10 protein-coding genes and 1 tRNA gene are annotated in these 14,967 nt (G+C 57.4%); 7 read left to right on the top strand and 4 right to left on the bottom strand.

Translation table 11 applies throughout. From position 1 onward, the window contains the following. Positions 1-907: 907 nt before the first annotated feature. Together ACVWYF_RS22215 and ACVWYF_RS22210 are read left to right on the top strand one after the other, a co-directional pair. A complete protein-coding gene (locus ACVWYF_RS22215) occupies positions 908-2,212 on the top strand; it encodes a site-specific integrase (RefSeq protein WP_457072350.1) in 1,305 nt (434 codons plus the stop codon). Positions 2,213-2,414: 202 nt separating this feature from the next. Then, positions 2,415-4,913 carry a S8 family peptidase gene (locus ACVWYF_RS22210; RefSeq protein WP_457072348.1) on the top strand — a complete coding sequence of 833 codons (2,499 nt, stop codon included), beginning with the start codon at positions 2,415-2,417 and terminating at the stop codon, positions 4,911-4,913. Here ACVWYF_RS22210 and ACVWYF_RS22205 read toward each other — a convergent pair. Further along, complete coding sequence (locus ACVWYF_RS22205; protein ID WP_457072346.1) at positions 4,900-5,958, bottom strand: AAA family ATPase; 1,059 nt, start codon at positions 5,956-5,958, stop codon at positions 4,900-4,902. The two genes, ACVWYF_RS22210 and ACVWYF_RS22205, sit on opposite strands and share 14 nt — an antisense overlap. A gap of 1,545 nt (positions 5,959-7,503) precedes the next feature. On the opposite strand from ACVWYF_RS22205, the gene ACVWYF_RS22200 reads away from it, so the two are divergent. After that, the gene (locus ACVWYF_RS22200) at positions 7,504-8,544 is read left to right on the top strand and encodes a DUF3871 family protein (protein WP_457072344.1); all 1,041 of its coding nucleotides are present in this window, start codon (positions 7,504-7,506) and stop codon (positions 8,542-8,544) included. Positions 8,545-8,598: 54 nt separating this feature from the next. On the opposite strand, the gene ACVWYF_RS22195 is transcribed toward ACVWYF_RS22200, so the two are convergent. Continuing rightward, positions 8,599-8,835: a helix-turn-helix domain-containing protein gene (locus tag ACVWYF_RS22195; RefSeq protein ID WP_457072342.1), complete on the bottom strand. Its 237-nt coding sequence runs from the start codon at positions 8,833-8,835 to the stop codon at positions 8,599-8,601. 164 nt (positions 8,836-8,999) lie between these two features. On the opposite strand from ACVWYF_RS22195, the gene ACVWYF_RS22190 reads away from it, so the two are divergent. Continuing rightward, complete coding sequence (locus tag ACVWYF_RS22190; protein ID WP_457072340.1) at positions 9,000-9,782, top strand: hypothetical protein; 783 nt, start codon at positions 9,000-9,002, stop codon at positions 9,780-9,782. 13 nt (positions 9,783-9,795) lie between these two features. On the opposite strand, the gene ACVWYF_RS22185 is transcribed toward ACVWYF_RS22190, so the two are convergent. Then, positions 9,796-9,868, bottom strand: a tRNA-Gly gene (locus ACVWYF_RS22185). Positions 9,869-9,972: 104 nt separating this feature from the next. On the opposite strand from ACVWYF_RS22185, the gene ACVWYF_RS22180 reads away from it, so the two are divergent. Genes ACVWYF_RS22180 through ACVWYF_RS22170 form a run of 3 tightly spaced genes read left to right on the top strand, consistent with a single transcriptional unit; the run spans position 9,973 to position 11,888 of the window. Next, entirely contained in the window at positions 9,973-10,242 is a 270-nt protein-coding gene (locus tag ACVWYF_RS22180) for a hypothetical protein (protein ID WP_457072338.1), read from the top strand. A gap of 29 nt (positions 10,243-10,271) precedes the next feature. Next, positions 10,272-10,817, top strand: a complete 546-nt coding sequence (locus ACVWYF_RS22175) for an N-acetyltransferase family protein (RefSeq protein WP_457072336.1) — start codon at positions 10,272-10,274, stop codon at positions 10,815-10,817. A gap of 18 nt (positions 10,818-10,835) precedes the next feature. Further along, complete coding sequence (locus tag ACVWYF_RS22170) at positions 10,836-11,888, top strand: hypothetical protein (RefSeq protein WP_457072334.1); 1,053 nt, start codon at positions 10,836-10,838, stop codon at positions 11,886-11,888. An 18-nt stretch (positions 11,889-11,906) separates the two neighbouring features. On the opposite strand, the gene ACVWYF_RS22165 is transcribed toward ACVWYF_RS22170, so the two are convergent. Beyond that, positions 11,907-14,888: an RCC1 domain-containing protein gene (locus ACVWYF_RS22165; protein WP_457072332.1), complete on the bottom strand. Its 2,982-nt coding sequence runs from the start codon at positions 14,886-14,888 to the stop codon at positions 11,907-11,909. Positions 14,889-14,967: the final 79 nt, after the last annotated feature.

Below are 14,967 nucleotides of genomic sequence, written 5' to 3'. Positions count from 1 at the left end.
TGCGGGTCAGCGGCGAGCCGCTCGGGAGTGTTTTGTCGGGCATGAGCAGTGGAAGGTAAGACTTCGCACTGTCTGTTTTTACCCGACCACCTCATAATCCTTACTATGGCCACCCGGCCCGTGAAGGCGTGTCCCTGGCCATCAGTGGCGCGTAGTGTATACAGCCCGTGGGCCAGACCCTGTACCGACAACGTACTTATGGCAGTAATGGTGGCTTCGCGCACCACGCAGCCCAGCGCGCTCACGAGCTGCAAGAGGTTGCCGGGACGCAGCGAGGGGAATTGCCTGCGTTTAAGAAAGAGCCGCCGGCTACAACGTCGCCGTTGGGCAATACCCGCAGGGTCAGGACCTGGGCATTAATTCTGCTGCCCAACGGCTCTCATTCCTGGCCATCCCAGCGGGCCGTGAGTCAGGCTGTGCGGCAGCGGGCGATGCACAAGCCACCGTCAGCAGCAACAGGAAGAGCAAAGCGTGGCGTAAAGTTGCTTGCATAAACAAGAACTAACCGACGGAAGCCGGCAGGCGTGTGGGAGGAAAGTAGCCGGCCAAATCGGCCTATGACGTATCAGGGCGAAAATGTTCACAGAAGGTCGAATCAGCTTTGATGTTGAGGTAATGGCCTGGGTGATGACCACAGAGAAAACTACTATGTGTAATCTTTAAAGGGTAATTGAAAACCAAAACAGCCACCTAGCAACGAAGCTAAATGGCTGTTCATCAATGAGCGAGAAACGAGGTTCGAACTCGCGACCCTCAGCTTGGGAAGAGACTTTTTCACCACATGAAGACGGTGAAATCCTCGTTTCTGAGCGCTCAGGCGGGTTTGGTACAGTAGCCCTCGTCGGCAAACCGCACCCATTGGACCACCTGTGTAAACCGCTGTGTAAACCGCCGCAGGTTCACACACATGAGCAAAACCACCGAACACAAGGAAGGAACGGCTACCGTGAAGGTCATCTACTTCCTGAGCAAGACGCTGGCTGATGGCTCCCATCCCTTCATGGTTCGCATCACCAAGGAGCGGAAACGCAAGTACGTCGCCACTGGATTGTCGCTACATCCTCGCTACTGGAATGAGGAAAAAGAAGAGATTCGTCGGAGCTACCCCGACAAGCAGCGCAAGAAGCTGCTCGAAGACCTAGAAAAGTGGGAACGCAGGTACAGCGAAGCCGCCGACACCCTTTCAAACGCCGACGAGCGCCACGATGCGGGCGCGGTACTAGCTGAAGCTATCAAGGGGCGCACAGCCCTTCGTCGGGTGCAGCTACTGGAATTCACCGACGAATTGGTTGCCGGTTTCGAGCAAGCGGGCCAGCTCGGCAACGCAAGCACCTACCGCGACCTTCGCAACCAGCTCACCAAGTTCATCAAAACCGAATTTGGGACCACCGACGTACCGTTCGAGCGCGTGACAGTACCGTTTTGCACCAAGTGGGAAACTGCGCTACGGGCAAGCGGCCTGATGGAAACGACGCTCTCCTTCCGGTTTCGCACCCTACGAGCCGTGCTCAACAAAGCCATCGCTGGCGGCAGCATGAAGACCGACGGCTACCCCTTCGCCCGCAACGGGGCAGAGATTCACAAGTTCAGCATCGGCAAGTTCGACGTGAGCACCACCAAGCGGGCCATCAGCCGGGAAGCCGTTCGACGGTTCGAAGCACTGACACCGGAAACCGACCGGCAACGACTGGCGATGGACGTCTTCCTGTTCTTTTTCTACTGCGGGGGCATCAACTTCGTGGATTTGGCGCAACTGCGCTGGCGGGACGTGAAGACAAGCGACGAGGGCACCCAGCGCCTGCACTACGAGCGGCAGAAAACCGGCGGCAAGTTCTCCCTCAAGCTGCTGCCACCAGCCGCCGCCATCCTTGCCCGCTACCGCCCGCGCACCTTCGTCTCCCGAGACTCCTACCTGTTTCCCATCCTAGACGCCGCGGTTCACCAGACGCCCACGCAGGTCAAGAACCGACTGCACAAGATTTTGGGGCAGGTGAACCACGACCTCAAACATCTGGCCCCTCTCGCGGGCATCGACACCCACCTGACGACCGACGTTGCCCGGCACTCGTTCGCTACCAGCTTGCGGAAGGGAGGCGTCGCAACCGGGCTGATTAGTGAGGCAATGGGGCACAAGTCGGAGGCGGTGACGATGGTGTACCTGGATTCCTTCGATTCAGACACCCTCGATTCGGTTTTCGACCATCTGTTGTGACACCGGAGGAGTTCACCAGCTACAACTGGTGGGCTCCTTTTTCGCTCACTCATTTGTCAGCATTCCGCAGGAAACCGTTCTCCACCGCTGACTATCACGATTCAAGGATGTACTTTGCAGACCGGAACGTCTTTCACCGGCCTGTCAGTCACATACAGCACCGAGCGTTTCACTTGACTGCTTGTCTACCACCCTGAATTGTATGCCTGGAGAACTCCCACACCTTTTACTACTCAACTCACATGAGCGCGCGAACACTATTAAAAAGCGTGCTCGCGGAAAGAAGCGTGATGAAGCAAGTTTGACTGATGGAGTGAATGAAGCGCAGTTGCAAGAGCAAGCAGTGCTTTTTCGAGCAAGCCTAGCGTCTTTCGGCAGAGAACTCGTGCGGCGGGAAGAAGAACGCAGTCCAGAGCTGGAAATTCCTGCGACACTCACCTCCATTGAAATCGAGTTCCTAGACTGGTTCGATGCATTCAAGTACGAGTCAATCTACTACGGCACCTTTGGGCTTCGGCTGAACAAGTACACCGCGTTCAATACTCGCGGTCTATTCACCGTTGAGGACGACGTGAAATTCAACACGTTCCTTCAGCAGTTCCTCTCATTTGTTGAGTGCCGTAACCACGCAGACCCGTCGTACAACAAATTGGTCAGGTACGTCAAGTCGTTCGAATTTCATTCGGCAGAACGCATCAACGCGGGATTCAGACCGGATGAGCGAGACGCGGTCTATCTGTCACTTGTCAGCATCTCAGACGAACTCAGTGGAGACGCAAAATCCAAGTTTGATGCAATCAACAGCCGCATGTTGCTGTTCCTAGAAGAGAACAGTGTTTCCGCTGCATTCAACCCCTTCACAAACGCCTACGAGCTAAAGGGCGCTTCTCATGAACTCGTCAATACAATCGCTCGGAATTTCGATGTGGTGCACACCATCAACTCGTCTTCCTACGGTGTCATTCGTGAGTCTGCATTTGGACTGCCAACACGCAACTACCCCTTTTCGGTCGCCGCACCTGCTGATGACCTACCAATTATTGGTATCATCGACACAGGAGTTAGCGGGCACTCTCCTCTAGCACCTCTCATCGTTGCTGATGACTACTCTGTAATGGGAACAGACGCCACACATGACGCTGACGGACATGGTACATCTGTTGCCGCATTTGCTGCATTGGGGCATCGCCTTGCAGGAACAGTGACTGGCGTTTTGGAGGCCGATGCTCGAATCTTACCCATCAAAGTACTCATCGGCAATCAGGGGTACATCACGCATCAAGATGTAGGCAACCTGATTATCCGTGCTCATGAATCTCTCGGAGTGCGCATTTTCGTGCTTGCTGTTGGTTATACTAACCACATGCGCACCGACGAAGCACATTCCGACTACGCTTACTACTTGGACCAACTGGCACAGCAACTGGACGTGCTAATTGTCATCGCAACTGGTAACTACAAGGCATTTGCGCTCGATACCTCCACTTATCCACACCACTACCTAGGAGAAGAAACCAATCTCTGTAGCCCAGCAGAGAGCATGAATAACCTTACAGTTGGTGCAATCGGCTCAAACTTGGAGGACAATGCACCAATCACTCCCTCTTCGTCTCCATTCACTGACAGCACGTTGCCAACTGCTTACACTCGCAAGTTTCACTTGGACAGCACCAAGTGGAAAATGCCGAACAAGCGGTTTTTCAAGCCGGACGTAGTTTACGCAGGTGGCAACTACTCTCGCGTTCAACGGTCTTGGGGGGAGGCACTAGATGATGAAGCAGAGACAACAGGTATGAAGTATCTCTCAATCGAACCGGGAAAGTTCTTCGACCGAGCTATAGGTACCAGCTACTCTGCTCCTTTGGTTGCGAACATTGCGGCAAGGATTTCTCGCAGGTATCCTTCACTTCGCTTGCAGACGATAAAAGCGCTCATTGTGAATGGTTCCGAAGAAGTAAACCTAGACTCCTACGGCCGAATACTCACTCCACACCAACAACGCGGCATTGTTGGCAACGGAGTGCCATCCCCTGAAACCTGCTTGTCATCTGCTGATGCGGAGGTGACTGTTGTCATTCAACGTACTATCTCCGTCGGCACGATGGAAGCAATTCAGGTAGCGGTGCCCGCCTACCTGACTCAAGCACACAAGAATGTTGCGCTGTTGGAGGTGACTGCTACTCTCTGCTTCGCGATTAGACCGGTGAGCAATTCACCTGTTGCGTACTGTCCTGTGCACATGGCATTTGGAGTTTTCCGCGCCATTGTACTGGAAGACGAGGAAACAGCGGCCCAGGACGACGGTTCATCCAGAGTGCAACGGGTCGGCATCAACGGTGGAGAGACGGAGAGCTATGTGTTCAAAGACGGATGGTCACAGGATGCCTACTACAAGCCGAAGCCTCTGACAAACACCCAGAAAACGTCATTCTACATCAGCCGGGAGCATCTGCGCGAAGAGAACGGCCAGTTCAAAGTTGCCGTCGAGTGCCACTTCCACAAGTTGCTTCCCAGAGCGGTTACTGAATCGCTTCCTACTGAGTACGAGTATTCTCTCGTTTTGCGATTCAAGGAAAACGTACCAGTTGCAAGACAGACTCAGTCTCTCTACGATGAACTGCAACTCTGCAACGACCTAGAGGTTCTCGGCACGCTCGACCTAGACGCAGAAGGGGACTTAGAACTGGTTATTGAGAGCTAAACTGCTGCTTTTCCTTCCGCACTAGTTCCAACCACAGGTCCGTGTTGATGCGCGGCTTTGTCATGTTGGTACGAGGGTGTGCGATGACACTACGCTTCACGGCCGTGATTAGCGTCCGCTGAATGCCGTAGTAGGACAGTCCCTTGCAAGACTTCACAATCGACGGCAGGTCATTTTCTGTGTCGAGTTCAACCAGCCCAGACTTGAGCGTCTTGTTTATCAACTCAGTGATGTGGCTCTCATCAGGCAACTCCAGGTTGATTTTCACATCAAAGCGCCGCAGTAGTGCTTCGTCAATCATGTCAATCTGGTTGGTCGCTGCAATGACTACGCTCGAACTTGGCAAGTAGTCGAACAGTTGCAAGAGTGTGTTTACCACACGCTTCATTTCTCCGTGGTCCTGACTGTAGTCCCGCACCTTGCCTAGAGTGTCAAACTCGTCAATGAAGACAATGCACTCTTCAGCAGCAGCCCGGCGGAACACCTTTGCGAGATTCTTACTAGTCTCTCCTAGCTTGGAGGACACAATTGCTCCCAGATTCACTACCAGCATGAGCTTCTCCAACTCTCCTGCAAGAACGTAGGACGCCAGCGTCTTACCACAGCCAGGGGGGCCGTAGAACAAGACCCGGTTGGAGACTGGCAGGTCAAATTTGTGCAGCACATCAAGCGCTTGGTGCTCTTTGATGAAGTAGCCCAACTCCTCCTTGACACTATCCGTGCAGACCAACGAGTCAAACTGGTAGTCCGATGTGAGCTTCTCAAGAATGAACTCGTTCACCTCCCGGTCATCCTCTCGCTGCTGGTGCTGTGACGAGCCGACTTTCAGCAACCCATTCGTCTGGTGCTGGCGAATGGAGTCCTTGAGAATCGACTGCAACTGCAACGCGAAGTTGATTTTCTTGCTCTTTTTCGCGTGGTCAATGAGTTCATTCAAGGACGCGAGTAGCCGGTCCTGGTCGTTCTCCAGGCCGTACTTCGCAATGTCTTTGATGAAATCAGTTTGCGCCATCTTCAGGGTAGTTGGTGCAAGAAAGTGCTGCACTACGCATGCAGTAACAGCACTTCGCCGCTAGTAGTACAGAGTTGTGGGTGTGAGAGTTGTCTAGTGCTGCATCAAACCAACGTCAGTGCTCTCTCTGGCGTTCGCGACCGACTAAAATTGTTAGCACAAGGTGCTACTGATTTTTGACAACTGCAACACCTCGTTGTAGTGAAGAGGCAACCAAGTGGTTGTGCTACAAATGTAGCGTGTATCTGCTCACCAGTTGAGTTGCGCTACTACTCACGGTGCCCACTCGTGCACGAGTCCATCCCCTTGAGTGATGCTTGACAGCTACTCCTCTGTACAGTGCCCCCTGTCGATGGGTGTGCAGAAAACCAGCCCTCCTGACCTTGCCGCAAGACTGACGAATCGGCTTGCTCTCCCTTCACAGAGGAGTCTACGCACTGCACACTCAGACCATTCAACTAGGACCAAATGAATGCGTGAATCAGTACGCCGAGGCGGTGTAGTAGTCCTTCACGCGACAGGGGCTGCTGACACCCAGCACTCATTCCGCTCAAACAGTGTAGGACTCATGCTGCGACTCCGAAGCCCGCGTCGGGGCAGGGGTGTCGGCGTTGTACCCGCAGCAACACAGTGTAGTACAGTGTTGAGAGCAGAATTCTGAATCGTCGCCCCCCCTACCCCCCCATTGGGAAGGTGTTTTCCGACCCGAAGGTCGTGTGCCACTAGGTCCATCCGAACTCGAGGGGGCTTTTAGAAGCGGTTCAGGCAGTTGCTCGGGGTTGTTGTCCAGTACAAAACCCAGCAAAAAGACCAGAAGACCTTCGCAAGAAAAGCACCTGCCGACAGCAGAACTCGGAAGTTGTGTCAGAAACCGGCTCACAACCCTTGCAAACGAACTCACTGTGAAATTGCAAAAACCGTGCCGGATTTGAGGAAGTGACGAGCCTCTTCCTCAATCTACGTACTTGTGGGTGATTTTCTGTCGGAGAGAACGAGCGCGCACGAAAGGTCACTCTATTCTGGCTCCAAGGTCAAGCGCAACCTAGCACCTCAGTAGAATCACTACATCGCTACCACGAAACCCATTTCGAGCAGGTAGCATTCAACTCCAATCCTGAGATTGACGGGGTTTCCACACAATGCCCTTCGTCGCCAAGGGCTTCGAAGACTGTTGTAGTTCACCGCTGCTCAGCAGTAGCGATGTACCGCGTCGCAAACCCGTCGACCCAGCTCGCAATCCCGAACACCCACAAAAAATCCGGGAAAATTTTCACAGAATCTGTGAGCAGGTGCAATGGGTAGGTCTGCTGATTCCCCCGGTGGACCATGCAAGACCTTCTACCCCCCGTCCGATGGCAGCAGGGTTCCTCCATTCAAAGAACCTCACGAGTCCCGATGAATTTGAGTGACTAACAAGACTGACTCCCCCACTGATGGAGCAGTCTTTTTCACTGCTGGTAGTGCGCACAGCAGCGATGACGTCTAACTCGTTCTGAGTTAACTCGTCGGCATTTAGCTCAAGCACTACCTCTCACCTCATTTCCAACCCATTTTTCACCACAAACCCCAATCCACACCATGGAAACCTCCCTCATGCGGCTCAACGCCGACCCGATTCACACGAACCACCTGCAAATTGTTCGAGAGGCCGACCCGCAAGAGTCGGCCTCTTTCGTTTTCGAAGAAGTAGCACCCTCCACATCTCGGGTGTTCATCGAAGCGAACACAATCCCGGCAAGCTTCTCAGAAATCCGACACGACCACATCATTCCGGTGTTCGTGAAGGACAATGAACCACTCATTTCGCAAGCAGACTTCATCCAGGTGACGGCTGAGGCCGTGCGCGACGTCTTTCGCGGCGAGCAGATTCTCGCACCGCAGATTCGCGTGTCGCATCCCATCAAGGGCCGCATTCCCGAGGCAAAGGACAAGCCGGCCGCACAACTCAATGAGTGGGAAACAACGCTGCGGTATGAGAGGCTCATGTTTGCGATTGAAGTCCCAACCCTCTTCGAAAACATCGGTGGGAATCCACTCACCCTTGTTGTGGGTGGCGTCAAGGCGTACAATCTAGACAACGTCCTGAACCGCAAGGGAAGCCCAGAGCACTTCGAGGTTTTCGTCGGCTTCCAAAACCTCGTGTGCATGAATCTGTGCGTACGGACAGATGGTCTGCTCGGTGATTTCCGTGTCAGCAGTCTTGAACAGCTCCGCCAAGGGGTGCTCCAGTTGCTGCGTTCCTACAACCAGCACAGACACCTACGGCAGCTTCAAGCGCTGACCCAGTACTCGCTTACCGAGCACCAGTTCGCGCAGCTCATCGGTCGGTGCCGCATGTACCAGCACCTCCCAGCAGCCACCAAACAGCGGATTCCGGCCCTGCTCTACGGCGACCAACAGCTTGCCAGCGTTTGCCGCGACTACTACCGTGACAAGAGCTTCTGCCGCGACGAAAACGGCGACATCTCGCTCTGGCGATTGTACAACCTCTTCACCGGCGCGAACAAAAGCACCTACATCGACCAATTCCTCGACCGAAGCGTCAATGCGCTGGACTTTGCCTGCCAGGTGCAGGATGCCCTAGACGGTAGCACTGCCGGCAGTTGGTACCTGCGTTGAGCCGCCGCTGACCTTCCGAAGCCCGTTCCGACCATTCACACCGGGACGGGCTTCTCAGTCGGCGTCCTCCATCCCAGGACAATTGACCAATTCGTGTAGCAGTATCTCCAATCCTTTCGTCAGCGACAGCAACACGTCAATAGTAGCCGCCATTCGGGCCGTTTCAATGCGGTGAATCGTCATCTTGTCGATGTTGGCGCGGTCCGCAAGCTCCTGCTGGCTCCATCCGCGTTCACTGCGCAGTTGGCGAAGATGCTTGCCGAAAACTTGGACTCCACCCGGGTTTTTCACAGCCGGCAAGCTCCGACGCTACCTTGCCTACCATGTATGCAGATGCGCCTATTTCACACAAAAAAATTCTACTTTTGACGGTCAACACCAAGTCTGGTGATTCCCCCACAAGGTGAGCACGAAACCTCACTCAACCCCGAACAGCACTTTTCAACCACTCACACATGCAAAAAATCTTCCTCCTACTAGCACTCAGCTTTTCAGCGGCTGCGACCCATGCGCAGGAACTGGCGTACCCCGCCAAGTACCAAGTCTACAAAATCGACCGCTCCAGCACGCATGCTGGTTCGAGCAACGGACACTCCGGCTCCGATGCACAAACGTGGACCGTCAACTTGCTCGTGATGGTGCAGGCAACCAAGAAGGCGGGGGTGTACCAAGCACGGATTTACAACACAACAGGTGGTGAGTACTTCCGCAAGATGACGGGACTACCGGCGTACACGGTCACACTCTTTAACACGCAACCCCGCACAAGCAGGTCGGATGACGGCACTGCTTCGGAGATTTACTCCGACATAATGTACAAGGGTCAGCTCGCTCCCCCAAAGAACGAAGTTGACGAATTTGCCTCCTTCACCCCCATTGTGGGTTGGCATTCCGACATGACGGGGCACAAGCTTTTGGAACTAGTGTGGGAAAACAGTTCACCACATGCAGCAAGGATGGCAAGCGACACCAGCAGAAATGCCGGCACTACATCGCCTTCCACTGCATTCCCGTGCAGTAGCTGTTCGCAAGGGAATCGCGGCGCGGCGGGTACCCACCAAGTACGTCGGGCCGCTGTTCACCCGACGAAGGGCATCGTGACCAACGGCAGTTTCCAAGGATTTCCGGCCGTCAACAGGAAACCCGGTTCTCATCTTCCACCAACACAGCGGAAGCACCTGTGTAAACCAACTGGTAAACCGCAAACAAAAAGAGTCAGCTACCACGCGGGCAACTGACTCTGAATCAATGAGCGAGAAACGAGGTTCGAACTCGCGACCCTCAGCTTGGGAAGCTGATGCTCTACCAACTGAGCTACTCTCGCGGGGATATCTTGGTACCACGAAATTACGTCAAAGAACCGGAACCGCAACGAACAACAGGCAAACGGCCAACCCCGGCTTTGCGGGCATCGTATGCAGGGCTGCTATGGCTACTCCTCCCCTCCCCCCTGCTACCCAACGCCTGGTTGGCCTGCTGCTGATGTTTAGCGGTGCGCTGCTGGGCATTGGTTTGTTGCTGAAAGTAGCCGTAGGGGCCTATTCTTGGAATGCGGGCAGCCCGGAAAGCCCTTCGGCGCTGCTGCTGTCCGTGAACCTGGTGGGCTTGCTGGCCAGCGGCTTGCTAATGCGCTGGGGCCTGCGAATGCGGCGCGGCACCAGCACGCAGCGGAACCCCAACGCCGACGAAATACTCTAACTATCGGGCGGCAACGCGACCTTTGCGTCATGTCATCTCCTCTGCGCATCTCGCTGGCCAAGGCCAATACCGCCACCGCCGCCCAACTGGCTGATTTGGGCCGCCAAACTTTTCAGGACACCTTTGCCGCGACTAATACGCCGGCCGATATGGCCACGTACCTAGCCGAGAATTTCGGCCCAGATATCCAGCTGGCCGAATTGCAGGACCGCGAAAACACGTTTTTACTGGCGCACATGCAGAACGAGCTGGTGGGCTACGCCAAGCTGCGCGACAATTCGGCCCTGGGCCTGGCAGAAGGCCAGGACGCCGCCGGCCGCCTCGAAATCGAGCGCTTGTACGTGCGCGACGACTGGCAGGGCACCGGCCTGGGTGCCGCCCTGATGCGCGGCATTCTGGCCCTGGCCGAACAGCTGCACTGCTCGGCCGTGGTGCTGGGCGTGTGGGAGAAAAACGACAAGGCCCGGGCTTTTTACCAGCGGTTCGGTTTCCGCGAGGTGGGCCAGCACGAGTTCCGGCTGGGGCAGGACGTGCAGACGGACCTGATTTTGCGCAAGGGCATGGCCGGCCGCTAAAGCGCCTACTTTTGCCGAATGCCTACGCCAGCCACCACACGCCCGAATAGCAGCTCTTTCCTTCGTAAAAGTGGCGCTTTGCTGGGCGTGTTTCTGGGCACAATAGCAACGGCCTGCCAGCCCCGGCACGAACAGGCTGCTGAAACCACCACGCCGCCGGTAGGGCACTACGAAGGCAGTCTCAGCGCCGCCGGGCAGCCCGAGGCGCGGGCCACGCTCGACATTCGCCACCCCAGCCCTGGTCATTATGAAGCCGAGTTCACGGCTCCCGGCACGCTCAGCTTTGTGGCCGACACCATCGTTTTCAGCAATAACCAGCTGCGCCTGATACGGCCCGCCCGCCCCGGCCAGACTCTGGCCCTGACGCTGGACGGCGACTTCTGGCGCGGCACCCTCACGCTGGATTCCACCAAATTCACCACCATTCTGGTGAAGCGCGGCGCGCCCACGCCCAGCACCTACCGCGCCGAGGAAGTGCCGCAAGCCACGGGCTCGGCCTGGCTGTTTGCTCCCGCTGACACGGGCACGCCCGGCGCGGCCCTGGCCCTGCTACCCGATGCCGAGACGGTCCCTACGGCGGCAATCTGGGCCGATGCGCTGGCCCGCGAAGGCATCATCGTGCTGCTGCTGCCCGCCGCCGATGCGGCCACGGCAGCGGACGAAACGCCGCGCCTGCAAGCCGCCCTGCGCCTGTTGCGCGGCACCGCCGGAGCCGACACGGCCAACGTCGGGGCGTGGGCGGCCGGGCACCGGGCAGCCACGCTAGCCTCGCTGCTAACCGGGCCGGGCGCACCCCGGACGGCCTTTTTTATCGCGCAAAACCCGGCGGTAGATGCCGATACCCGCGCCGCGTTTCGAGAGCTGCGCAGCCGCAAAATGCCCTTGCTGGCCCTCTACGGCGGGGCGGCGGCCACTACCCGGGCAGCCGCCATGCGAAATGCGCTGGGCGGCCGGCGCGGTGCGGCCGTGCGGGTGTACCGCACGGCCGGTTCCGATTTGTTGCTGCCAGGGGCCACCTCCTTTGGGCCGGGCCTGCCCGGCGATGTGGTGGAGTGGCTACAGGGGAAGTAGCTAACTCAAATTGCGCGCTTATTCTACTACTATTCGGCGGGTGAGCACCTGCGTTGGGGTAGTAACGATGAGGAGGTACACGCCAGCATTGGCGGGTGCCAGCCCCAGTACCAAGCGGGCGTCGTGCGTGCTCGGCCAAGCAGCATTGCTAATCTTTTGGCCAAGCAAGCTGAAGGTCTGGATGGTAAGCGGCCCGGCGGGCAACCCGGTTAGTGCCAGCGGCTGACCGGCACGAACGGGCGTGGGCACTACCGTTATGGTAGTAGCCGGCACCGCCCCCTGGGTGGCCAGGATAATATTCAACGTCGAGGCAGAGGTAGCGGTGCCCGCTGGCGTGCTGACGCTGATAAAGCCTCCCGAGCTGCCTGCCGGCACTACGAAGGTGAGTGAAGTACCGCCCGCACCCACCACCAAACCCGTGATGGACACGCCTCCCAGCTGCAGGCTGGTAGCTCCGGTTAGGTTTGTGCCATAAACCGTGATTGTGCTGCCCGGCGCGGCTGCCAGGGGCGCAAAGCTGCTGACAGTTGGGGCTACCAGCACTTGAAAGGTGGCCGCACTCCAGGCGGTGCCATCGGGTCCTAAAATTGCCACGCTCCCCGAACGGGCACCTACCGGCACTGTGGCCGTGAGCACCGTGCCACCTGCATTAACCGTGAAACCCGGCGCGACTACTCCGCCAAATGTGACCAGCTGAGCCGCGCCCAGGCCCACTCCCGTGAGCGTGACGGTGCTGCCCGTTACACCGACCACCGGACTCATCGCGGCTAAGTTGAAAGGAACGAACGGCCGCATACCGGTTTGCACACTGGCTGGCCGCAGGCTGAACGACGGGATGCCGCTTTGGCCTTCAAGATTACTACCCCACTCCCAGAGAGTACCATCGGCTCGCACGGCCAGAGCATGGATGCTGCCTGCGGCAACTGTCGTCCAGGCCGCCGTGCCTACCTGCGTGGGCACAACAGTGTAGGTATAATTAGGGGGTGAGGAATGCCCCAATTGGCCGACTGTATTGTTGCCCCAGGTCCAAAGGGTACCGTTTCGTTTCAGAGCCAAGGAAAAATTGCCGTAGCTGCCGTTTATGCCCGCAGCGATGGTTGCCCAATCGGTATCCGTGCCGATACGGGTTGGCAATGCTCGAGAACTGGTGGTGCCATCACCTAGCTGCCCGTTGGAATTAAAGCCCCAAGCCCACAACGTACCATCAAGACGCAGGGCCAGTACATGGCTGTCAGAGACAGCTAGTTGCGACCATGTGGCTACGGTGCCAATGCGTAACGGAATCAGCTGGTTGGCTATGCTAGTTGAGCCATTTCCAAACGTGCCGGGGCGCCCCCAAGCCCATAAGGTACCGTCGGTACGCAGGCCTAGAGAGAAACTCCCCAGGCACACCACTTGTGCCCAATCGCGGCTGGTACCAATCTGCACCGGCCGGGTGCGCCGAACGGTAGTACCATCACCAAGCTGCCCGTAATCATTGTCGCCCCAGGCCCACAAGCTGCCATCAACCCGAATTGCCAAGGAAACCAAATCGCCCGTTGCCACTTGTTTCCAAGGGCCAGGGGCAATGGCAACGGGAGCCGAACGCGTGATAATAGTACCGTCGCCCAACTGCCCACGCTGGTTATCACCCCAAGCCCAGAGTGAGCTGTCGGCCCGTAGCGCGAGTACATGGTAGTCATTCCCACTCAAACGTATGTATGTAGCGGGTGAATCAATCCGAGCCACGTTTTGCCTATTGGCAATGGGTCCGTCGCCTAACATAACCCCGTTGTCGCTGCCCCATGTCCAAAGGCTGCCGTCGCTACGCAAGCCCATGCCAATGTCGGGGGTAGCACCGGGCATGGTCCAGTTAGCTGCCGTTCCAACCTGCACCGGGGCAGGTAGGCTGCCCAGGGTGAGGGCCGGGTCGCCCGACTGCCCGGCCTGACTGTCGCCCCATATAAAAAGCGCGCCGTTTGCTTGGTCGGCGGCCGAGGTGAAGCCGCCTGCTGCTACGCGGCGCCAACTGGAACTGCTTCCTACCTGAACCGGTGCCGTAGCATCGGTGCGCGACGCGTTGCCTACGCTGCCCCGGTTGTTGTTGCCCCAGCTCCACAGCGTGCCATCGGTTTGAACGCCTAAAATATGGCTAGCCCCGCCCGCCACCCGGCTCCAGGTAGTGCCAGCACCCAGTTGCGTGGGAGTATCAACATAGCTGGTATTCAACGGTGTAAGCACGCTGCTGAAATTCTGGCCCCAGCCCCAAAGCGTCCCATCGGCCCGGATGCCCAATGAAAACGCTCCCGCGCAAATGCGCACCCAATTGGTAGACGTGCCCACTTGCGTGGGCACGTAGGTATTGCCACCGCCAGGCGCTACAATACCGAGGTTGATTTGAAGGCCCCAAGCCCAGAGGGAACCGTCCCTTTTCAGCGCTAGCGTGTATTGGGTACCCGCACTCACGCTGGCCCAGTCGTTGTCGGTACCCACCTGCCCCGGAGCAGAGCGGCCAAACAGCACCCCTCCCTCGCCCAATTGACCCGTCCCATTATAGCCCCAGGTCCAGAGCGTGCCGTCGGCCCGCACTGCCACGCTGTGGTTCTGGCCGGCCGCCGCGCAGGCCCACGGTCCACCCACTACCAGCTGGGGCACGAGGGTATTGCCGCCCACGCCGGATGGGTGGCCCAACTGGCCGTAATTATTATTGCCCCAGCTCCACAGCGAGCCATCGGTTTGCAGGGCCAGGACGTAGCTGTCGCCGGTGCGGCCGCCCGTGCTCACGGTTCGCCAGGTAGTGCCGGTGCCGATTTGAACCGGACGGAGCCGGTTAGTAGTGGTGCCATCGCCGAGGCGGCCATCCCCGTTGTAGCCGCAGGCCCACAGGGTGCCGTTTGCGTGAATAACGAGGGTGTGGCCGTTGCCCAGGGCGATGGTTTCGGGTTGGGCCAGCGCTTGGTGGCGGCTCGCGCCCAGCAGGCAGACAACCAATAAAATCGAGCGGTAGAAGTTCTGGGGCATACGCTAACGAGTTGGTTTTCGGGCCCAAGTTACGCTTTCTTCTCACCCACCACCCAGCGCTGGCAGCCTTGTTCCGCCC

This window comes from Hymenobacter sp. UYAg731, assembly GCF_054061335.1.
The sequence above is the reverse complement of the archived record's forward strand: the minus strand, read 5'-3'. Positions and strand labels throughout refer to the sequence as shown.